General features: G+C 60.0%; 16 protein-coding genes. 9 read left to right on the top strand and 7 right to left on the bottom strand.

The genetic code is table 11. The annotated features are described in order from the left end of the window. Positions 1-9: 9 nt before the first annotated feature. Positions 10-747: a M48 family metallopeptidase gene (locus tag ACYVGC_RS09050; RefSeq protein ID WP_460583494.1), complete on the top strand. Its 738-nt coding sequence runs from the start codon at positions 10-12 to the stop codon at positions 745-747. Here ACYVGC_RS09050 and ACYVGC_RS09045 read toward each other — a convergent pair. Continuing rightward, positions 721-1,536 carry a purine-nucleoside phosphorylase gene (locus ACYVGC_RS09045; RefSeq protein WP_460583493.1) on the bottom strand — a complete coding sequence of 272 codons (816 nt, stop codon included), beginning with the start codon at positions 1,534-1,536 and terminating at the stop codon, positions 721-723. The genes ACYVGC_RS09050 and ACYVGC_RS09045 overlap by 27 nt on opposite strands. Before the next feature lie 100 nt (positions 1,537-1,636). Here ACYVGC_RS09045 and ACYVGC_RS09040 point away from each other — a divergent pair, with 100 nt between their 5' ends. Next, complete coding sequence (locus ACYVGC_RS09040; RefSeq protein ID WP_460583492.1) at positions 1,637-2,206, top strand: DUF3575 domain-containing protein; 570 nt, start codon at positions 1,637-1,639, stop codon at positions 2,204-2,206. 127 nt (positions 2,207-2,333) lie between these two features. Here ACYVGC_RS09040 and ACYVGC_RS09035 read toward each other — a convergent pair whose 3' ends face one another. The 3 genes from ACYVGC_RS09035 to ACYVGC_RS09025 form a co-directional block, all read right to left on the bottom strand. Continuing rightward, positions 2,334-4,223 carry a M1 family metallopeptidase gene (locus ACYVGC_RS09035; RefSeq protein ID WP_460583491.1) on the bottom strand — a complete coding sequence of 630 codons (1,890 nt, stop codon included), beginning with the start codon at positions 4,221-4,223 and terminating at the stop codon, positions 2,334-2,336. Positions 4,224-4,367: 144 nt separating this feature from the next. Then, positions 4,368-6,137, bottom strand: a complete 1,770-nt coding sequence (gene sppA / locus ACYVGC_RS09030; RefSeq protein ID WP_460583490.1) for a SppA family protein — start codon at positions 6,135-6,137, stop codon at positions 4,368-4,370. 271 nt (positions 6,138-6,408) lie between these two features. Further along, entirely contained in the window at positions 6,409-7,701 is a 1,293-nt protein-coding gene (locus ACYVGC_RS09025) for a replication-associated recombination protein A (protein WP_460583489.1), read from the bottom strand. Between the two features lie 192 nt (positions 7,702-7,893). Between ACYVGC_RS09025 and ACYVGC_RS09020 the strand changes: the two genes are divergently transcribed. The 6 genes from ACYVGC_RS09020 (at position 7,894) to ACYVGC_RS08995 (ending at position 14,172) form a co-directional block, all read left to right on the top strand. Continuing rightward, positions 7,894-8,817, top strand: a complete 924-nt coding sequence (locus tag ACYVGC_RS09020) for a DMT family transporter (protein ID WP_460583488.1) — start codon at positions 7,894-7,896, stop codon at positions 8,815-8,817. Positions 8,818-8,901: 84 nt separating this feature from the next. Continuing rightward, a complete protein-coding gene (locus ACYVGC_RS09015; protein WP_460583487.1) occupies positions 8,902-9,618 on the top strand; it encodes an SDR family NAD(P)-dependent oxidoreductase in 717 nt (238 codons plus the stop codon). Between the two features lie 166 nt (positions 9,619-9,784). Further along, a complete protein-coding gene (locus ACYVGC_RS09010) occupies positions 9,785-11,095 on the top strand; it encodes a cryptochrome/photolyase family protein (RefSeq protein WP_460583486.1) in 1,311 nt (436 codons plus the stop codon). A 118-nt stretch (positions 11,096-11,213) separates the two neighbouring features. Continuing rightward, entirely contained in the window at positions 11,214-11,843 is a 630-nt protein-coding gene (locus ACYVGC_RS09005; protein WP_460583485.1) for a TetR/AcrR family transcriptional regulator, read from the top strand. A 78-nt stretch (positions 11,844-11,921) separates the two neighbouring features. Next, positions 11,922-13,229: an ABC1 kinase family protein gene (locus tag ACYVGC_RS09000; protein ID WP_460583484.1), complete on the top strand. Its 1,308-nt coding sequence runs from the start codon at positions 11,922-11,924 to the stop codon at positions 13,227-13,229. A gap of 76 nt (positions 13,230-13,305) precedes the next feature. Next, positions 13,306-14,172, top strand: coding sequence for a dienelactone hydrolase family protein (locus tag ACYVGC_RS08995; protein ID WP_460583483.1), 867 nt, complete (start codon positions 13,306-13,308; stop codon positions 14,170-14,172). Positions 14,173-14,260: 88 nt separating this feature from the next. Here the strand turns inward: ACYVGC_RS08995 and ACYVGC_RS08990 are convergent, their stop codons facing one another. From ACYVGC_RS08990 to ACYVGC_RS08980, 3 genes are all read right to left on the bottom strand, one after another. Further along, a complete protein-coding gene (locus ACYVGC_RS08990) occupies positions 14,261-15,124 on the bottom strand; it encodes a hypothetical protein (protein ID WP_460583482.1) in 864 nt (287 codons plus the stop codon). Between the two features lie 287 nt (positions 15,125-15,411). Next, the gene (locus ACYVGC_RS08985) at positions 15,412-16,593 is read right to left on the bottom strand and encodes an alpha/beta hydrolase (protein ID WP_460583481.1); all 1,182 of its coding nucleotides are present in this window, start codon (positions 16,591-16,593) and stop codon (positions 15,412-15,414) included. A 19-nt stretch (positions 16,594-16,612) separates the two neighbouring features. Continuing rightward, a complete protein-coding gene (locus tag ACYVGC_RS08980; protein ID WP_460583480.1) occupies positions 16,613-17,299 on the bottom strand; it encodes a hypothetical protein in 687 nt (228 codons plus the stop codon). Between the two features lie 742 nt (positions 17,300-18,041). Here ACYVGC_RS08980 and ACYVGC_RS08975 point away from each other — a divergent pair. Beyond that, on the top strand, positions 18,042-21,107 hold the full coding sequence (locus ACYVGC_RS08975) for a SusC/RagA family TonB-linked outer membrane protein (RefSeq protein ID WP_460583479.1): 3,066 nt from the start codon (positions 18,042-18,044) through the stop codon (positions 21,105-21,107). Positions 21,108-21,122 lie beyond the last annotated feature (15 nt).

The raw sequence follows: 21,122 nt of genomic DNA, 5'->3' as shown, positions 1-21,122 counted from the left end.
GGATTATTGATGCCCAAAATTGCCCCTGCTCCCACCCAACACACCGTGCGCTACGGCCCGCACGAGGTAGTCTACCACCTCGAATTTCGCCGGCGGCGCAGCGTAGGCTTCCGGGTGCTGGCTACCGGCGCGGTGCACGTAGCCGCGCCCCTGGGCACCCCGGCCGCCTGGGTGGCCGAACAGGTGCTGCGCAAAGCTCCCTGGATACTGAAGCACCAGGCCCGGTTTCAGGCGGCGCGGCCGGCCGCGCCCACCCGCCAGTACCTCAGCGGCGAACCACAACTATTTTTGGGTCAACACTATAGCTTAGAAGTAGCTGACTCGCCACGGCCAGCCGTGCAGCTGCTGGATAACCAACTGCTAATAGCCTACCCCGCACCCCACGCGCCCGAACGCACCGCGGCGCTGCTGGCTGGCTGGTACCAGCGGCAAGCGGCCGCGCAGTTTGCGCAGGCACTGGCGCGCATCTGGCCCCGGTTTGCGGAGTTTAAGCTGCCGGTGCCCACGCTATTCGTGCGCCGAATGCAGACGCGCTGGGGCAGCTGCACGCCCACCACGGGCCGCATTCGCCTCAACGTGGACCTGGTGCGCACCGCCGAGGCGTGCATCGACTACGTGCTGGTGCACGAGTGCTGCCACCTGCTGGTGCCCGACCACTCTGCCCGGTTTTACGCCCTGCAAACCCGCCTGCTGCCCGACTGGCAGCAGGCGGAAGCGCTGTTAGCCAGCCAGCAGCGCCTTCATTAGGGCCGTGAGGCGAGGCTCGGCGGCGGCGGCGGCGGCCAGTATTTCACTGATAACCACGGGCTTGAGCTGACCGGGATAGCACAGGTCGGTAATGACCGACACGGCCAGCACGGGCAAACCCATGTGGCGGGCGGCAATGACCTCGGGCACGGTGCTCATGCCCACGGCATCGGCCCCGATGGTGCGCAGGTAGCGGTATTCGGCGGGGGTTTCGAGCATGGGGCCGGGTGCGGCCACGTACACGCCGCGCTGGGTGGTGCTGTTTTGGCCCAGGGCTACTGCCGCGGCGCGCGCCCGGGCCAGCAAGTCCCCATCATACGGCGCAAACATGTCGGGGAAGCGCGGGCCCAGCTCATCCAGGTTGGGGCCGGTAAGCGGGTTGCCGGGTAGCAGGTTGATGTGGTCGTCAATCAGCATCAAATCCGACAGCGCGAACTCGGGGTTGAGCCCGCCCGCCGCATTGCTTACAAATAACTGGCTGATACCAAGTAATTTAAGTACCCGCACCGGCAACACCACCTGCTGCATGGTGTAGCCCTCGTAGTAGTGAAAGCGGCCTTGCAGCACGGCTACTTTGTGGCCGCCAAGCGTGCCCAACAGCAGGCGGCCGGCGTGGCTCTCCACCGTCGAGTGCGGGAAATGGGGGATGTCGGTGTAGTTGATTTCAAACGCCACGTCGACCTCTTTGGCCAGCGCGCCCAGGCCAGTGCCGAGGATGATGCCGGTAGTAGGTTGAAAATTAGCAGAATGGGCCTGAATATAGGCGGCGGCTTCTTGGATGGCTTGCAACGGTCAGTGGAATTTAGGTATCTATGAAGGAGAATTTACCAGCGGAGCCAGCATTACTTTTAGCTCGGTTTTCTCACGTCTCTTATCAACAAAGCTGTTTATGAAAACACCCTTACTTTTTGTGGGCTTGCTGAGCTTAGCCCGATTAGTCAGTGCGCAAGAAACAACCCCGGCCCCGGTTCGCCACACGGTGAGCGTGGGCGTGCTGGGGCTAGCGCCCTCCGTGGGCCTGGAATATGAGCAGCGGCTGGGCCGGCATTGGGCGCTGGCGGTGCAAGGAAGCCGCTATTTCAGTGCCAATTACCCCGGCAACCAGGCGGCGCTGGTGGGCCGCTACTACTTCCGGCGCGCGGCACCGGGCGGCTTTTATATGCAGCTTTCGGCGGGGGCCTATTCGCATAAAGCGCAGGCCCGCCCCGAGGTATATCCCGGCACCCCACCCAACCAAGCTACGTATGCTACTACGGTGCATGGGCAGGGCGGCGGGCTGGGCCTTGGCTACCGTTGGATATTAACTAACCGGCTAACGCTCAACACGCAGGTCGGTCTTAAATTTTACTTTCACGACATCGGCAGAATGGGTGGCCCCGACTTCGTGGGCGACTGGTACACCGCCGGCCAGCCTGGCTCCATCACCGATGCGCAGCTGAGTCTGGGCTACTCATTCTGAGCAACTTGAGGCGGCTAAGGTACTTGGGTTTAGTAGCGTGGACTCTGTGAGTCCGCGCGTGGTGTCGTTGTTCAACGTTCCTACGCGCGGACTCACAGAGTCCACGCTACATTCACTTACCCTAACTCTACTGCACCGTCAGGCGGTCGTTGCTTGTGTCGGCGTCCAAGTACAGGCCGTGGTCGAGGGCTACGGCTTGCACGGCCTTGCCGGCCGGAATGGCGAAGGTGGCCTGCTGCTGGTTGGCACGCCAGATGTCGGCCGAGCGGTGCAGAGTTTCGGTGCTGCCGTCGGCGTAGCTCACCTTTAGGTCCACGGGCACGGCGAAGCCGCCCACGTTTTTGAGGGTGATGATGGTGCCTTGGGCCGTTTTGTCGGCTTTGGTGAGGACCAAATCAATGTAGCCGTTGCTGAAAAACCAGTTGTTGAAAAACCACGTCAAATCCTGGCCTGAGGCATTGCTCATCGAGTTGAAGTAATCCCACGGAATAGGGTGCTTGCTGTGCCAGCGGTCCATGTAGGTGTGTAAGCATTTCTTGAACAGCTCATCACCCAGCATGTCCTTGAGCGCCAGGTAGCTAAGCGACGCTTTGCCATACGAGTTGTTGCCGTAGCCAGCCTTCAGCTCGCTGCTGGGCGTGATAACGGGCAGGTCTTCGGCCGTAGACCGGTCGTTTATCCAGCGCGTCACCCGAAATTTGCGGTAGAACTCGTCGGCCGCCGCCACGCCGTTTTCGGCCCGGCCAATGAGCAGCTCAAACGTGGTGGCCCAGCCCTCATCCATGAAAGCGTAGCGGCTCTCGTTGATGCCCATGTAGAAGGGGAAGTACGTGTGCGCGATTTCGTGGTCCTGCACCAGCTGCGCAAATTGCAGGTCCTTCTGGGGGCTGTCGTTCACCATCATGGGATACTCCATGTCGGCAAAGCCCTGCACCACCGTCATTTTTGGAAACGGGTAGGGCACGCCCGGCCAGTTGCGCGAAAACCAGCTCAGCGCGTTCTGGCTGAACTTGACGGACGAGCGGAAATCGACCGTCGAGTCGGCGTAGGCGGCCTGCACGCTGGCCCGCCGCTTGGTGGCGGGGTCCACGATTACGCTGGCGGCGTCCCAGTCGTAGTGGTCGCTGAGGGCCAGGGTCACGTCCGAAATGTCGGTAGCCTTCCACACCCAGGTGTTGAAGGGCTGCTGGGCGGTGATGTTCTTTTTGGCCAAATCGGCGGCCGTAGCGATGTGCATAATCGCATCGCTGGTCATCGACTTCTCCAGCTTTTTAGCGAAGGCGGGCTGCAATACCTGCTTGGGGTTTTGGAGCGTGCCGGTGGCCCAAACAATGTAATTGGCCGGCACCTTCACGCGCAACGTGTAGTTGTTGAAGTCGTTATAAAACTCCTTGCTATCCACAAAGGGCAAGCGGTCCCAGCCGTTGTAGTCGTCGTACACCGCGATGCGCGGGTAGAAATAAGCCAGGAAAAACGTCGTTTTGTCGAGCATTCCCTCACGGCCGCTTTCCAGCGAAATAGGGAAGTGCCAGGCACATGACAGCCGCACCGAGTCGTGGGGCAGCAGCGGCTTGGCCAGTGCAATAGTTTGAGCGGTGGCCGCGCCGCGCCCGTTGTAGGGCCGCGCCTGCCCCCCCACGGCAAACGAATCGATGGCTACGCCGGTGGTCAGGTAATCGGGCGAGGCATCGCCGTCGCGGGCCACACCGGGCTTGTGAATATTCTGGATGAGCCGGATTACCAGACTTTTAAGTGTATCGGGGCTGTTGTTGAAATACGTAATTTGCTCGTGGCCCTTGATGTCGCGGGCGGGCGGCGCGGCCTGCACCGTAATGTCGTAGCGGGCCGTGTTTTGCCAATACTTGGGGCCGGGGCGGCCATCGGCGGCGCGGGTCCCTTTGTCAAAGGCCCGCTTGATGTCGCGGGGCTGGTAGAGGGTAGTTTGGGCGGCGGCGGTTTGGACGAGGCCGGCGAGCGCCAAGGCGCTGATGGCTACGCGAAGGGAGTGGTTTTTCATTTGATTTTTACAATACAACAAGAACGTCATACTGAGCTTGTCGAAGCATCTCTACCACGCCGTTGGGGTTAGTGACCCTCGCGGCGTAGTAGAGATGCTTCGACAAGCTCAGCATGACGTTCTTTTTTCGCTTAATTTTGCCAATTATCTAATTTCCAGCTCATACGGCAGCCGCGCCTGCACGCCGCGCATTTGCATGAGCTGCTGGTACTGGCGCACAGCGGGGTAAAGCGGGCCCAGCTTGGCTTGCAGCAGGCGGGTTTCGGCGGCGGCTTGCTCGTCTTCGTCGCCACCGCTGAAGCGGCCGAAGAACTTCTCCACGGCCGATTTCTGGCGCGGCAGGCGCTGCACGTTGTAGTCGTCGCCCTTGAGGTGGGCGCGAGCGGCGGCAATTTTCAACGCGTCTTCATACGAGCCCAACACATCGACCAGGCCGATTTCCTTGCCCTCGCTGCCGCTCCACACGCGGCCCGAGGCAATGCGGCGCAGTTTCTCCACGGGCATGTGGCGGCCCAGGGCGGCTTTGCTGGTAAAGTCGGCGTATATCTCGTTCACCTCCAGCTGCATCTGCTGCTTTTCGTAGACGGAGAGGGCGCGGGTGATGGTAGGCAGGTCGGAGAACTTGCCGGTGGTCACGCGGTCTACGGTAATACCCAGTTTATCAGCCAATAAGGGCTGAATATTGGGCAACACCCCGAATACGCCGATGCTGCCGGTGATGCTATTCGGGTGGGCCACAATGGTATCGCAGGCCATGGCGATGTAGTAGCCGCCGCTGGCCGCCACGTCGCTCATGCTGGCGATAATGGGCTTTACCTTTTTGGTGAGCAGCACTTCACGGTAAATGATGTCGGAGGCCAGCGACGAGCCGCCCGGCGAATTGATGCGCAGCACCACGGCCTTCACCTTGTCGTCGAGCCGCACCTTGCGGATGGCCTCGGCAAACTTGTCGCTGCCGATGTTATCGTCTGAGCCCCGGCCGGTTACGATGTCGCCCTCGGCGTAGATAACGGCGATGCGGTTGCCGCTGGTGCTGCCTTCGTCGGTTTTGTCACTGTCCTGGTAGTCGCTCAGGCTCACAAGGCTGGGCTTTTTATCGGCTTTCACGCCCAGCTTGCCGCGCAGGTAATCCTGCACCTGGTCGAAGTAGCCGAGCTTAGTCACCAGCTTCAAACGCAGGGCGTCCTTGGCGTTGTGCACCAGCATCGAGTCGGAGATAACGTGCAGGCGGGGCACCGCAATCTGCCGGCTAGCAGCCACTTGGCCCAGCATGTGGTTGTTGAGCGAGTTGAGGTACGACACGGTTTGGTAGCGGGCCGAGTCGGAGAAATTTTCGCGAAAAAACGGCTCCACGGCGCTCTTAAACGAGCCCACCCGGAAGATGTAGGGCTCAATGCCAGCCTTGTCGAACAGCCGCTTGTAGAACATCACCTCCGAGCTGAGGCCGTTAAACTCCAGTGAGCCCTGCGGGTTCAGGTAAATCTCGTTGGCGACCGACGACAGGTAGTAGCTTTTTTCGGAGGCGATTTCGTGATATGCCACGATGAACTTACCGCCTTTCTTGAAGTCGAGCAGCGCGTCGCGCACTTCCTCCAGCGAGGCCATGCCGCCCTGCACCAGCTCCAGGTTGAGCAGGATACCCTTGATATCGTCGTCGTTCTTGGCCCGGTGGATAACCTCCTTCAACCCGACTAACCCAATGGTAGAGCCACCACTACCCAGCAGGTCAGCACTTTCCTTGCGCTCCGAAATCGGCTTATCGAGCTTCAGCTCCAGCACCGAGTTGCTGGCCACCGTTTTTTCGGAGCTGCTGCCAAGGGCTACGCCCAGCCCAATCAGCAGCACAAACCCCAACCCCGCAAACACCACCAGCCCGACCAAAGTGGCTAGCACAAACTTAAAAAATTGTCTCATAAAATCGCAGATTTAGACAGATTGCGCTGATTTCGCTGATTCGAATGGCGCGGCTGGTTAATTAATTAAAAATCGTGACAAGATACACGCCTGCCTTGGCGGCGCGGGCTGTTGGGGCGCTTTGCGCAGTATTTATCGAGGCAGCCAGCGCGGCATTACACTTGGCCAACGCCGCTACTACCCTACTCCAACCACTACCCAACCGCCTGCCCACAGCCGCGCCGTCCGAATCTGCGCAATCTGTCTAAATCTGCGATTAATGCTGCGATTATTAGTAACCGTATTTTTCCTGCCACCACTCGCGCAGGCGCTCCCTTATTTTGGCCTCGGCGGGATTGTCGCCGGGGTCGTAGTAGCGGGTGCCGCTGAGGGCGTCGGGCATGAATTCCTGGTAGGCAAAGTTGCCGGCGGCGTTGTGCGAGTATTGGTAGGCAGCGCCGTAGCCCAGCTCCTTGAGCAGCTTGGTGGGGGCGTTGCGCAGCGGCACCGGCACGGGGTGCACGCCCTGGGCCCGCACCTGCGCCTGCGCGGCCCGAATGGCCGTGTAGGCTGCGTTACTTTTGGGTGAGGTAGCCAGATAAATTACTGTCTGTGAAAGGATTAAATCCGATTCAGGAACGCCGATAACGGTGCAGGCCTGAAAGCAGCTCTGGGCCAGCAGCAGGGCGTTGGGGTTGGCGTTGCCAATGTCTTCGGAAGACAAAATGAGCAGGCGGCGGGCGATGAACTTCACGTCCTCGCCGCCTTCCAGCATCACGGCTAGGTAGTAGAGCGCGGCGTTGGGGTCGGAGCCGCGGATGCTTTTAATGAAGGCCGAAATCACGTCGTAGTGCATTTCGCCGCCCTTGTCGTAGCGGGCCAGCGGGCGCTGGGCGGTGAGCTGCACGGCGGCATCGGTGAGCTGCACGCGGCCGGCGGCGTCGGGCGGGGTGCTTTGCACCACCAGCTCCAGCAAACCCAGCAGCTTGCGCGCATCGCCGCCACTGAGGGCCAGCAGGGCGTGGTCTTCCACCACATCAACGGGAATTTTGCTCAGCACCTCATCCTCGGCCAGGGCACGGCGCACGATTTCGCGCAGCGTGTCGGCGCTCAGCGCTTCGAGCGCATATACCTGGCAACGAGATAGTAAGGCCGGGATAACCTCAAACGACGGGTTCTCGGTAGTGGCCCCAATGAGCGTGACGGTTCCGTTCTCCACCGCACCCAGCAGCGCATCCTGCTGCGCCTTGCTGAAGCGGTGAATCTCGTCGATAAACAGCACGGTGCCGGTCTGTTTCTTGGCCCGCTCAATAATTTCGCGCACGTCCTTTACCCCGGCATTAATGGCCGAGAGCATGGCGAAGGGGCGTTTTAGCTCCTCGGCCAGTAGCAGGGCCAGGGTGGTTTTGCCCACGCCCGGCGGGCCCCACAAAATGAGCGACGGCAGGCGGCCCGCGGCCAGGTAGCGGCGCAGCACGCCGTTTTCGCCCAGCAGGTGGGTTTGGCCGGCGTAGTCTGGCAGGCGGCGCGGGCGGCGGCGCTCGGCCAGCGGGGCGGCGGTGGGGGTATCGAAAAGGGAAGCCATAAAGCGGGGTAGCGGGAGTACGTTTGTCATTGTGAGCGCAACATTCTGCGCATTAAAGCAGAGATGGAGCGCGGCAATTCTTCCTTATACGTCGGGATTAGTACCACAACGTGAAGGAAAGATTGCCGCGCTCCATCTCTGCTTAATGCGCAGAATGTTGCGCTCGCAATGACAACCGCAAGTTATTTCCCTATGGTTTCCAAATTTCGGCTGCACACGGCCCTATTCCTGGTTTCGCTGATTTATGCCGCCACGTACAGCCTGGCCAAGGACATTATGCCGCACTACATGCAGCCGCTGGGCATCGTGACGCTACGCATTGCAGGGGCTTCGCTGTTTTTTGCCGTGGCCAAGCGGCTGGCGGCACCGCACGAGCGCATCAGCGGGCGGGCCGATAACATGCGGGCCATTTTGGCCGGCGTGCTGGGCATCGGGCTCAATCAGCTTTCGTTTTTCGCGGGCCTCAACCTGACCACGCCCATCAATGCCTCGCTGCTCCAAACCATCTCGCCCATTGTGGTGGTGCTGGCCTCGGCGGTGTTGCTCAAGGACAAGATTACCCTACCCAAAATAGTGGGCATTTGCCTGGGCGCGGCCGGCGCGGCGGCCCTCATCCTGAGCCGGCCCAGCAACGGCGCGGTGCCGCAGGCGGCTTTGCTGGGCAACCTGTATTTACTGTTCAATGCCACGGTATTTGGCCTGTACCTGGTGATAGTAGCTCCGCTTATGCGCAAGTATCACGCGTTCACGGTGTTAGCGCGTATTTTTATTGTGGGGGCCGTTATTGCCGTGCCAGTGGGCCTGCCCCAGGCCATTGCGGCCGACTACGCCAGCTTCCCGCTCTACATCTGGGGCGAAATCGGGTACATGATTTTCTTCCTCACCATATTAGCTTACTTACTGAATAACTGGGCGTTGAAATACGCCACGCCGGCGCTGCTGGGCGTGTACATCTACCTCCAGCCGGTGCTGGCCGTGCTCATCGCCGTGGCCAGCGGCAAAGACCGCCTCACCCTGGACAAAGGCTGGCAGGCGGCCCTCATATTCGTGGGCGTGTGGCTGGTGAGCCGCAAGCCCAAAGCCGCCCTGCCCAGCGAGGCCCTGGCTACTGAGTGAGCCGAACGTTATTTAAGCCACATTTTTACCAACATTACCCGCCTTCGGCCGTTTGCAAAGCCCACCCTTTGCTCAACTGCCTGCATGAACTTTACTGGTAAGAATATCCTGCTCGTCGGCGCTTCGTCCGGCATCGGGCTGGCCACGGCCCAGCTGCTGCTCACTGGCGGCGCTACGCTGTACACCGCCTCGCGCCACCTCTCCGATGAGTTGGCGGCCCTCGGCACCACCCACATTACCTACGACGCTACCCAACCCATCGGCACGGCCTTCGACGCGCTGCCCGAAGTGCTGCACGGCCTTGTATACTGCCCCGGCTCCATCAAGCTGCGGCCCTTCGAGCGGGTGCCGCTCGATGATTTCCGCAGCGACTTCGAGCTGAACGTGCTCGGCGCGGTGCAGGCCCTGCAAGCCACCGCCAAGCGCCTCAAAAAGGCCGAGGGCGGCGCTAGCGTGGTGCTGTTCAGCACGGTAGCTGCCGCGGTGGGTATGAGCTTCCACACCAGCATTGCCACGGCCAAGGCCGCCATTGAGGGCCTCACCCGCGCCCTGGCCGCCGAGTACGCCAGCAGCGGCTTGCGCGTGAACTGCCTGGCCCCCAGCCTCACCGACACGCCGCTGGCCGCCGCCCTACTCAACACCCCCGAAAAAGCCGAGGCCGGGGCCAAGCGCCACCCCTTGCAGCGCGTGGGCCAGCCCGCCGACCTAGCCAACATGGCCGCCTTCCTCCTCTCCGACCAGGCCACCTTCATCACTGGCCAGGTGCTGGCCGTGGATGGCGGCATGGGCAAGTTGAAATAGAGTTGTAATAGATAAGTCACTCAATAAGAACGTCATGCTCATCTGGCGTCCGCTTGCCGAAGCATCTCTACCACGCCGATAGGTTAGTAAACCTATCGGCGTGGTAGAGATGCTTCGGCAAGCGGACGCCAGATGAGCATGACGTTCTTTTAATCAATTGACTACCATGAAAATCACCCTTTTCTGGCACCGCCGCGACTTGCGCTTCCCGGATAATGCGGGCCTGGCCGCCGCCCTGCAAAGCGGCCACCCCGTGCTGCCGCTGTTCATCTACGACCAGACTATTCTGGACAAGCTCCCGAAGAACGACGCACGCCTCACCTTCATTTTTGACCAGGTGGAGCGCCTGGCGCACGAGGCCCACGAGGCCGGCGGCGGCCTGCTGGCCTGCTACGGCCGCACGCCGGAAGTATTTACTAAACTCTTGAAAGACTACGACATAGCGGCCGTATACACCAACGAGGACTACGAGCCCTACGCCACCGAGCGCGATACAGCCATTGCCCAGCTGCTCGAAAAAGCTGGTGTGGAGTTCAAGGCGTTTAAGGACCAGGTGATTTTTGCCAAAGACGAGGTACTGACCAAGAATGGCAAGCCCTCCAAGGTATTCGGCGCTTACTCGAAAGCCTGGCAGGCCAAGGCGACGCCCGCCGATTTTGAGCCCCACCCCTCTGCCCGGCTTTTCAAAAAGGAGCACCTGGCGCGCCCGCACGCCGACGATGCCAAGCGCCCCACGCTCAAAGACATGGGCTTTGAGCGGCACGAGCAGCCCACACCGCCCGCGCACCTGCCCGCCCCGGCGGTGGTGAAAAACTATGATAAGGTGCGCGACTTCCCGGCCGATAACAAAGGCACCACGCACATGTCGGTGCACCTGCGCTTTGGCACCGTCAGCATTCGGCAGCTCATGAAGCAGGCCAATGAGCTGAACAACAAGCTCCTGAACGAGATGATATGGCGGGATTTTTTCATGATGCTGCTCTGGCACTTCCCCCACACCGCCACCGAAGCCTACGACCCCAAGATGCGGCACCTACCGTATCGTGATGACCCTGAGCAGTATAAGGCCTGGTGCGAGGGCCGCACCGGCTACCCCATCGTGGATGCCGGCATGCGCCAGCTCAACCAAACGGGTTACATGCACAACCGCGCCCGCATTGCGGCGGCCGGCTTCCTGGTGAAGCAGCTTTTCATGGATTGGACGCTCGGTGAGCACTATTTCTCCGAAAAGCTCATCGACTACGACATGAGCAACAACGTGGGCAACTGGCAGTGGATGGCCGGCACCGGGGCCGTGGCCGCGCCCTGGTTTCGGGTGTATAGCCCCGACAGCCAGCAAAAGCAGTACGACCCCGAATATAAGTACGTGAAGCAGTGGGTGCCCGAGTTTGGCACCGATAAGTACCCCGCGCCGATTGTGGACCATAAGTTCGGCCGTGAGCGCGCCATCGACGCCATTCGCCAGGGCCGGAAATAATTAATTGGGAATGAGGTATTTAGGATGAAGAATTATCCGCGCGATAATTCTTCATCCTAAATACCTCATTCCCAATTCAAATTTTAAACTCCCCCTTCGCGGTTGCGGTTATACCCGCATGGAACCGACCTTGCTGAAACCCGCCTATCTCGACTACTTGCGCCGCCACGGCCACGCCCCCAAAACTGTTTTTGCCTTTGCCGATGCGCAGGGCATCACGGAGGGCGAGTTTTATCGCCATTACGCCTCATTTGCGGTTATCGACCGCGAGGCGTGGGCCGAATTTGGCCGTGAGGCCCGCGCCCAGGCGGCCCAGGAGCCCGCCTGGCAGGGCTACGGGGCCCGCGAAAAGCTGCTGGCTTTTTACTACACGCTGCTGGAAATCCTGAAGAACAACCGCAGCTTTGCGCTGCTCACGCTGGGCCGCTCGCAGCGCCGCCAGTTTGCGGTGGTGCCCACGGTGCTCAAGCAGTTTGAGACTGAATTTAAGGAGTTTATCCACGAAATACTGCACGAGGGGCGCGCTACGGGCGAGGTGGCCAGCCGGCCGTTTTTGCAGGATGGCTACGGCCGCATTTTCCTGCGCCAGCTGCAATTTCTGCTGCTCTATTTCGTGCGCGATGAGTCGGCCAATTTCGAGCGGACCGACGCCGCCGTGGAGAAAGCCGTGACGCTAAGCTTCGATTTGGTGGGGCGCAACACGTTCGATTCGGCCCTTGATTTCGGGCGGTTTTTGCTGCAACGCTAGCCTCGTGCGGTAAGCTTCAGCTTGCCGTTTACACTCTTTATCAGCCTACTAACGGCAAGCTAAAGCTTACCGCACACCATGGACCAACCCCAGGAATCGCTGCCCACCTCTAAGGTGGCACGCGCGGCCCGCTTTGCCAAAACCGGCTTAAAAGTGGGAGCCAACTACGTGCAGCACTACGCCAAGAAAGCGGTGGGCGCCAACTCGCCCACCGCCGACCTGCACCAGGCCAACGCTGCCGAACTCTACGGCACCCTCAGCGAGATGAAAGGCTCGGTGCTGAAGGTGGCCCAGATGCTGGCGATGGAAAAAAACCTGCTACCGCCCGCCTACGCCGAGCAGTTTCGGCAGGCCCAGTACCAAACGCCGCCACTTTCGGGGCCGCTGATAGTCAAGGCGTTCCGCGATGCGTTTGGCCACTCGCCGAGCGAGATTTTCGACGAGTTTGAGCCCGAGGCGCGGCAGGCAGCCAGCATTGGGCAGGTGCACTTTGCCCGTAAGCTGGGCAAGCCGCTGGCCGTGAAGGTGCAGTACCCCGGCGTGGGAGCCAGCATCCGCTCCGACATCGCCATGGTGAAGCCGGTGGCCCTGCGCGTGATGGGCCTCAAGGAAGAAACCCTGCGCCCCTACCTAGCCGAGGTGGAGGCCCGCCTCATCGAAGAGACTGATTATAAGCTAGAACTGAGCCGCGGGCAGGCCGTGGCGGCTAAGTGCGGCCACCTGCCACACCTGCAATTTCCGAGTTATTATCCCACGCTGTCGGGGGCCCGCATTCTCACCATGGACTGGCTGCCCGGCCAGCACATGAAGGAGTTTCTGGCTGATAGCCCCAGCCAGGAAGTGCGCAACCAGCTTGGCCAGTCGCTCTGGGACTTCTACCAGTACCAGCTGCGCGAGCTGCGCCAGCTGCACGCCGACCCGCACCCCGGCAATTTCCTGTTCAGCCTCACCAACGGCGGCACGGTGGGCGTGCTCGACTTTGGCTGCGTAAAAGACGTGCCGGAGCTGGAGCAGCGCCAGTTTCTGTCGCTACTCGACCCGGCCACCCTCACCGACCCGGCCCGCCTCGAAGCCCTGCTCACCGAGGCCGGCGTGCTACGCCCCGCCGACTCGCCCGCCCTGCGCAGCATGTACCTGCGCACCCTCACCCAGTCGCTGGAGTTAGTGGGCCGCCCCTTCCGTGAGGCCAGCTTCGACTTTGGTGACCCCGCCTACATGAAAAGCCTCTACGACCTGGGCGACGACCTGATGCAGGACCAGGACTTGCGCCAGCAGCGCGAGCCGCGCGGCTCGGCCCACTTCGTATACCTCAACCGGACCTACGTGGGGCTCTATTCACTGCTTACCGAACTGGGCGCGGTAGTACGCACGACTTACGTCGGCTAGCGCGCCTGGCGTGCAAAACCTCTGGCCAGTGGGCTGGTTAGGGTAGCATTCTTTACCAGAATCATCCTACTCACCCATGAAGAAATTATTCCTACTGGTTGCGGCCGCCTTCACCTTCGGGTCGGCAGCGGCTCAAACTAAAACGGCCACCTCGCTCGCTTGCTGCGTGCGCCCAGCCTCGGCCAGCGCCACCGAAGTATTTGCCATGCTGGCCACCGAAAAGGACTTTTCGGGCGGCCACGATGCGCCGCTGCCTTACACCTACGCCGGTGATGGCCAGATGATTGAATTCAAAACCAGCGATGGCCAGGCGGGCCACGCCTTTGAAATCAAAAGTGCTAAGCCGAGCACCAAGTACCTGTTCGTCATCCACGAGTGGTGGGGCCTGAACGACTACATCAAGAAGGAAGCCGCCATGTACGCCCAGGAAATGCCGGGCGTAAACATCTTAGCCCTTGACCTTTACGATGGCCAGGTAGCCACCACCCCCGAGGAAGCTGGCAAGCTGATGCAGGCCGTAAAAACCGACCGCGCCACCGCCATCATCAAAGGCGCACAGCAATACGCGGGCGCCAAGGCGCAGTTTGCCAGCATCGGCTGGTGCTTCGGCGGCGGCTGGAGCCTGCAAAGCGCCCTACTGGGTGGCAAGCAAACCGTGGGCTGCGTGATGTACTACGGTATGCCCGAGAAGGATGTAGCCAAGCTTAAAGGCTTGAATTCCGACGTGTTGGGCCTGTTCGCCGACCAGGATAAGTGGATTAACCCCGAGGTAGTGCAGCAGTTTGAGAAGGACATGGCCGCCGCTGGCAAAAAGGTCACCACCAAGGAGTACCCCGCCGACCACGCCTTTGCCAACCCTTCTAACCCCAAGTACAACAAGGCGTTAGCCGACGACGCCCATCAGAAGGCGCTCGCCTACCTCAAGGCCCGCCTAAAATCGTAGTAACTCGTTCTGTAGTTGCTTTTTACCAACAAGCGCCCACCTCCTGCGAGGTGGGCGCTTTTGCGTTTAGCCGGTGGCATTCGGTAAGCTAATCGGCCTGCCGCAGCCCCGACAGGCGAGCGGCAAAGGCGTGGCTCCGGCTCGGCTGCTCGGCGGGCACGGTGGCGAGTGGCAGCACGCGGCTCCCGATGGCTTGCCGTTGCAGCTTTACCAGCTCGTGGCGCAGCTGCTGAATGGCGGCGCTTATATCAGCCCAGTCGGCGGCCACGAAATACACTTCTGGCTCCACGGCCGTCAGGCTGGCTTCGGCGGGCAGGGGCTGGCTAAGTTGCTGTACCGCAGTAGCTAGTGGATGATGCGTACTAATATCAGAAGCGGCCGCCCCGTGTAGGTGCCGGGCCGACGTGAGCAACGCTCCTCCGTAGAAATGTGGCCGCCCCCCAGCCGGAGCCGCGAGCAGGCCCCGTTCCAGCGTGGCGCGCGTGAAGCGCCGCAGCAGCGCCACTGCCGCCGGCGTGGTGGCCAACTGCCAAGCGCAGCCCAGCGCCTGCAGGGCCTCGGCGTAGCCCGGCTCCAGTAGCAGCGGCACCCGCCCAAAGAGGTCGGCAAACAGGTCGGGGCCGCCGGGCGGCTGGTCAAACTCGCTGAAGCTACGCAGCCGCGACACCACCGGTAGCTCGCGCCGACTGAGGGCCGCGTAGTAAGTGGCCTCGGTCACGGGAGTGCCCGTGAGCAGCAACGTCCAGCCGGTGCGCTGCTGCACCAACCTACTGATTTGGTTGAGGTTAGGCAACTCGTGGCGGCGCAGGCCCAGCTCAGCTATTGCCCGGCCGAAGGCGGGGCTCACCCAGCGGTGCAGCAGCGCCTGCTGGCGGTCAAACAACATCTTCCAGACCATGCCGGAAGCGGGCGCGGCGGGGTGGTGCGGGCGAGCGAGCAAGTGCAGTGACATAGCGGTAATAGTAGGGAAACAATCAAAAAAAAAGCCCGATTCCAGGGGGCTGGAATCGGGCTGTAAAGCTGTTGCTGCGGAGGGGAATAGCATATTACTTGCTAAGTACCCGTGGTAGCTGGCCATGACGCGCGATTCCGAAGCCCGGTTTGGGTCGGCAATTCAGCATCATAATGACTAGCGCCTGGTGGTTCATACGGTAACAAATATACGAGACTCTGTTATAATCGCAACCTTTCCCAGGCGACTTCACAAAGTATTCACATTGCGGATAATGGCGGCCCCGTTTACTTGACCAGCAGCCAGCGGTAGGCGGGGGCAAACTCGCGCCGCCAGAACCATTCGGCGTGCTTGCCATCGGCAGGGGCCACGAGCCGGATATTTGCAGCAAGTACCCCATTGGCCAGCAGGCCGTTGCGCGCTTCCACCATCAGCGGCAACATGGTTTCGCTTTCGGTGGGGCCGGCCACAAAGTAGAAGCGACTGGCCCGCGGCGCGGGCCGGCGGCGCTCGTAGCTCAGGATAGAGTCCTTGGCAAACCAGATGGCTGGCGAAAAAACCCCAACCCGCCCGAACACCTGCGGATACTTCAGCCCTGCGTAGAGCGCAAGGAGCCCGCCCATGCTGGAGCCGGCAACGGCAGTGTGCGCCGCATCGGGCCGGGTGCGGTAGTGCGCGTCGATGTAGGGCTTGAGCGTGAGGGCCAGGAAGTTGGTGTACTGGTCGCCTTCGCCCCCTTTTTTGTATTCGGCATTTACCCAGGGCGCATACTCGTCGAGGCGGCGGTCACCGCCGTTGTCCACGGCCACCACAAGGCAGCCGGTCGGGTCCTGGCCGCTGGCGCGCAGCTGGTTCAGGGTTTCATCAACGCCCCACTCGCCCGAGTAGGCCGTGGCGTCGTCAAACACATTTTGGCCATCCTGCAAGTACAGCACCGGGTAGCGCTGGCGGCGGGCCTGGGCGTAGCCCGGCGGCAGGTAGAGCCACACGCGGCGCACTCGCCCCGGCAGTTGTGGCAGCCGAAACGAGTCGGCCAGCACGCGCACATTGGCGGCCAAAGTGTGGGGGCGCGGGCCAGCGGGCACTGCGCCAGGGCCTTGGTCTTGCCAAGCAGCCACCTGAAACGTGAGCGTGGCCGGGCCAGCCGCTAAAGTGGCCTGCCGGTTGGCCACCGGCTGAAATTTGGCCGTGGCCTCCCCAGTATCCCACGAGCCACGCGTAAATTTAAACTCTTGTGGGCCAACTACTTCATTGGGTAGCGTGAGCTGGTAGCTGCCATCGGGCTGGCGCGCCAGGGCGTAGGCGGGCGCGGCGGGCTGCCAGTTATTAAAGGAACCGGCCACGTAAATGACCGAGCCTGCCGGGGTAGTCCCCGGCAGGCTCGTAAGGCGCAGCGTGGTTTGGGCCCACGCCAAATGCCCCGCTGCACTCGCTAGCAACGCTAGCACAATTACCTTACAATCAATCATTTAACTGCTATAAGCTAAGCTACCGCACAACATCACCCGTTTCGGAGGAGTCGATTTTACGCAGCGTGTATACTGCCCGCACCGAGTCTACTCCCGGTAAAGCGTTCACGCTGAAGTCGATACGGGAGCCCTGCTTTTGAGGGCCACTCACAAAATGGCGGTACCCTTCCGCCGATTCGCGCACCACGTACAAGTCGCCCTTACCCGGCACTTTTATGCGCGAATAGGTGCTGCGGCCGTCGGGGGCCGGCTTGCGCTTTTCGCTCTTGGCCAGCTGGCTCACGCCGGTGAGGCGGTATTTATCGGCATCGTCCGTGCCTTTGGGTGGGTCGTAGCTACCCAGGCCATCAATAAATACCTCCCGGCGGGCCACCAGTTCTTCCAGCGGAGTGGTTTTGAGAAGGCTCATGCTCTTCTCCGCCATCAACAGCTGCTGCACGGCATTGCTGGGGCCGGCTTGCTGATAGAACACCAGCACGGGGTCGCTCAGCTTTATCTTACTGATTACCAGGGGTATTTTATCTTCATCGGCGCTATCAATACGCTTGGCCGACTCCATTGGGGCGGGCGGGGTAATAACCCGCGGGCCGGGCCGGCCTTTCCCGGTCGATTTGCTGGAGACGGGCCGCCGCGACTGGGCCGTAGCGCTCGGGGCGGCGATGAGCAGTAAGCAGCTAGAAGCAAGCGCGTAGTATAGTAATTTCATAAAAACAGATGGAGTCAGCCAAAAGTACGGCGCTCACCGCGTAGCTGGCAAGCTGGGCTGCCCCGAACTGTTGGCCCACGCCGCGCGCTAGTCGGCGAGGCCGTTTTAAAACGCGAAAGCTAACTCCTTGGGCCGCCTGCGGCAAACCGAGCCACTTTGCGGCGCCCGCTAGCGCCTGGCGCACAATTCGTGCTTGGGATTGGGCTTAGCTATTGGCACTATCAGGGTCGTCACCCAAGGATTAGCTGGGAAGCTAACCGAGGCTGATTACCCACTATTTTCAATCAAAAAAATCGAATCAACAAAAAATTTAAAGGCCATTTTTTATTGACAACTTATTCATTATCAGTTTTTTATTTTTTGCAAATTCTAAAATCATTGAATGCCTTATTGTTAAAATAATGTAAACCATCTGCGCAGGTCAATTCGCTGCGGTATCGGTTGGTTGCCAAACATCCGCTAGGCAGCTCCCAAAACCGGCTTGGACACATGCTGTACCTGCTGAGTGAGTAGTTGCTTTCTGGTAGGATGCTGGCTTATCTTAGTATGAATTCTAACAATTTCTTAACATTCTGGCGCATTCCGCCTGCAATCGATTGCAGATGAGTTGTGGTTAGTTAGCCAGCTTTTTTTTGCAGTGCTGGTCTGCCTTCCTCCTCATTCTTAGTGCTACTAGCGCCGAATAAGAGGCTTTTTTTCACTTGCGCTTTATTTCACTTTCCCCCACCCCAGTTTCAATTTTATGAAACAACCTTACCTGGCGAAGCTACGGTTTCTCCTTTTTGTACTATTTGGCTTGACTACCGTGCTGGGTGCCTGGGCCCAGACGGGTACCGGCACCGTGAGTGGCCGCGTGACGGACGCTAAAAATGAGGGCATTCCGGGTGTTACCGTGCTCATTGATGGTACCTCCGTAGGGGGCTCGACCAATGCCGATGGCACTTACACTATTTCGGGAGTGCCGGCTGGCGCGCGCACGCTGGTCATTTCCTTCGTGGGTTACTCCACTTCGCGCCAGCCGGTGACGGTAGTGGCTGGCCAAACCAGCAACGTGGCCGCCCAGAAACTGAGCGAGAACGCTACCGCCCTGGGCGAGGCTGTGGTAGTAGGCTACGGCACCCAGCGCAAGCAGGACGTAACGGGCGCCGTAACTACGGTGACTACCAAGGACTTCGTGAAAGGCCAGGTAACTAACCCCGAGCAGCTAGTGCAAGGCAAAATTGCCGGTGTGCAAATCACCACCGCCGGTGGTGCGCCGGGCGCTGCTACCACCATCCGCATCCGCGGGGGCTCGTCGCTGAATGCCAGCAACGACCCGCTGATTGTAATTGACGGCGTACCCGTTGACAACAGTCAGGGTGCCGGCGTAAGCGGCGCATCCAACCCGCTCTCGCTTATCAATCCCAATGATATTGAGACTTTTACGGTGCTCAAGGACGCTTCGGCCACAGCCATCTACGGCTCGCGCGCTTCGAACGGCGTTATCCTGATTACAACCAAGAAAGGCATTGCCGGCGAAACCCTCGGCGTGAATTTCAGCTCGCAAACCTCGCTGGCCAAGCGCTACAACTCGGTGAATGTGCTGTCGGCCGATGAGTTCCGCGCCACGGTGCAGCGCGTGGCGCCCGACAAAGTGGCCCTGCTCGGCACGGCTAACACCAACTGGCAGAACGAGATTTTCCGGACGGCCATGACGTATGATAACAACCTGAGCATCAACGGCTCGATTGGCAAGCTGGTACCATTCCGGGTTTCGTACGGCAACCTTATTCAGGATGGTATAGTCATCACCAACAAACTGGTGCGTAATACCGGCTCGTTGAGCCTGACGCCCATTTTGCTAGACGACCACCTACGCGTGACCCTAAACGTGAAGGGCTCGGTAACCGATAACAACTTTGCCGACTTCGGCACCATTGGCTCGGCCCTGGCCTTCGACCCCACCCAGCCCGTGCGCACCAACACCGGCCCTTACGGTGGGTACTTTGAGTACCTGCAGAACCAGGCTAACCCCAACAGCGCCCCGCAGCAGCTAGCTCCTAAGAACCCGGTATCGGCCCTGGAGCAGACCCGCGACCGCAGCACCGTGCTGCGCAGCATCGGCAACGTGCAGCTCGACTATAAGCTGCACTTCTTGCCCGACCTGCACGCCAACGTGAACCTAGGCTACGACGTAACTAAGTCGGAAGGTGCTAAAAACCAGCCTACTACACTGGCTGGCACCTACTATAACGTTCCGTTTGACCCCTCCGTCATGGGGCAGCGCGGCGGCTCGTATACCCTCTATAGCCAGAACCGTCGCAACAAGCTACTCGAAACCTTCCTGAACTACAGCAAGCAGCTGGGCGACAACCGCCTGGAACTATTGGCTGGCTACTCGTACCAAGACTTTTTCACGAATTCACCTACTTACCCTTCGTACCTAGCCAACTCCCTGGACGGGCGGCCAATTGTTTCGTCGCCTGCGGCGTCGCCCCTCTTCCCCACGCAGTACACGATTATCTCGTACTACGGCCGGGCCAACCTCAACCTCAAGGACCGCTACTTGCTCACAGCTACCCTGCGGAATGATGCTTCATCGCGCTTCAACGAGGAAAACCGCAATGCCCTTTTCCCGGCTGCTTCGGTAGCCTGGCGCATCAAGTCGGAAACCTTCCTGAAGGACAACACCACCTTTACTGACTTGAAGCTACGTGTTGGCTACGGCCGTACTGGCCAGCAAGATGTATTCGGCATTGCCGGCGACTACCCCACTATCCAGAACTACGCCATAAATAACCCGCAGGCTAACTACCTATTCGGTGGAATACCGGTTACTGCTTACTCACCTCTAGGCTTTAACCGAAACCTGAAGTGGGAAACTACCACGACTTATAACGCGGGTATTGATTTTGGCTTTCTGGAGGGCCGCCTCACGGGCTCAGTAGATGCCTACTACCGCAAAACGACCGACTTGCTGAACGGCATCTTCCTGGCTGGTGGCACTAACTTCACCAACTACTACGTGTTCAACGTGGGCTCGCTCGAGAACCGTGGGGTGGAAATCAACGTGAATGCTATTCCAGTTCAAACGGCCAACTTCACTTGGAGCATCAACGCCAACGCGACCTATAACCGTAACAAAATCCTGTCGCTGGGCAACCAGCAGCCTGGCTTCCCCGGTATCGAAACACTCGGCGTACCCGGCGGCACAGGCACCAACATTGGCATTTTCTCAGTAGGCGAGTCGTCTTCGGCCTTCTACGTGTTTAAGCAAGTGTACGACACCAATGGCAAGCCGCTGAACGATGTATATGCTGACTTAAATGGCGACGGCAAAGTGGATACCAACGACCGCTACCTCTATAAGCAGTCGGCCCCGCCGGTTATCCTGGGCTTCACGTCCAACATGGCTTACAAGAAACTGAGCCTGGCCTTCACGCTGCGCAGCAACCTCAGCAACTACGTGTACAACAGCGTGAGCGCGCAGAATGGTAACTACCAGGGTATCAACTACTCGACCAACTACCTGACCAACGTAACGCAGGACGCTAACTTCACGCAGTTCCCGAACGCGACGCAGAACCGCTATTCGTCGGACTACTACATCCAGAACGCTTCCTTCCTGCGTATGCAGAATGCTACGCTGGGTTACAACGTGGGTAAAGTATTCGGTGGCAAAGGGAATCTTGGCCTGTCGGCCGCGGTTCAAAACGTATTCCTGATTACGAAATACACCGGCCTGGACCCCGAGATTCCCAACGGTGTGGACAACAACTCGTACCCCCGGCCCCGCGTGTACACGTTTGGCCTCAACCTGAACATTTAAGAATTCCCGATTTTT

It is taken from the genome of Hymenobacter arcticus (assembly GCF_054779975.1).
The sequence above is the reverse complement of the archived record's forward strand: the minus strand, read 5'-3'. Positions and strand labels throughout refer to the sequence as shown.

Coding starts and splice junctions, on each gene's coding strand:
- ACYVGC_RS09000 (WP_460583484.1), top strand. CDS start 11,922: ATGGACCAACCCCAGGAATCGCTGCCCACCTCTAAGGTGGCACGCGCG.
- ACYVGC_RS08975 (WP_460583479.1), top strand. CDS start 18,042: ATGAAACAACCTTACCTGGCGAAGCTACGGTTTCTCCTTTTTGTACTA.
- ACYVGC_RS09040 (WP_460583492.1), top strand. CDS start 1,637: ATGAAAACACCCTTACTTTTTGTGGGCTTGCTGAGCTTAGCCCGATTA.
- ACYVGC_RS08985 (WP_460583481.1), bottom strand. CDS start 16,593: ATGATTGATTGTAAGGTAATTGTGCTAGCGTTGCTAGCGAGTGCAGCG.
- sppA (WP_460583490.1), bottom strand. CDS start 6,137: ATGAGACAATTTTTTAAGTTTGTGCTAGCCACTTTGGTCGGGCTGGTG.
- ACYVGC_RS09025 (WP_460583489.1), bottom strand. CDS start 7,701: ATGGCTTCCCTTTTCGATACCCCCACCGCCGCCCCGCTGGCCGAGCGC.
- ACYVGC_RS09035 (WP_460583491.1), bottom strand. CDS start 4,223: ATGAAAAACCACTCCCTTCGCGTAGCCATCAGCGCCTTGGCGCTCGCC.
- ACYVGC_RS08980 (WP_460583480.1), bottom strand. CDS start 17,299: ATGAAATTACTATACTACGCGCTTGCTTCTAGCTGCTTACTGCTCATC.
- ACYVGC_RS09015 (WP_460583487.1), top strand. CDS start 8,902: ATGAACTTTACTGGTAAGAATATCCTGCTCGTCGGCGCTTCGTCCGGC.
- ACYVGC_RS09010 (WP_460583486.1), top strand. CDS start 9,785: ATGAAAATCACCCTTTTCTGGCACCGCCGCGACTTGCGCTTCCCGGAT.
- ACYVGC_RS08990 (WP_460583482.1), bottom strand. CDS start 15,124: ATGTCACTGCACTTGCTCGCTCGCCCGCACCACCCCGCCGCGCCCGCT.
- ACYVGC_RS08995 (WP_460583483.1), top strand. CDS start 13,306: ATGAAGAAATTATTCCTACTGGTTGCGGCCGCCTTCACCTTCGGGTCG.
- ACYVGC_RS09050 (WP_460583494.1), top strand. CDS start 10: ATGCCCAAAATTGCCCCTGCTCCCACCCAACACACCGTGCGCTACGGC.
- ACYVGC_RS09020 (WP_460583488.1), top strand. CDS start 7,894: ATGGTTTCCAAATTTCGGCTGCACACGGCCCTATTCCTGGTTTCGCTG.
- ACYVGC_RS09005 (WP_460583485.1), top strand. CDS start 11,214: ATGGAACCGACCTTGCTGAAACCCGCCTATCTCGACTACTTGCGCCGC.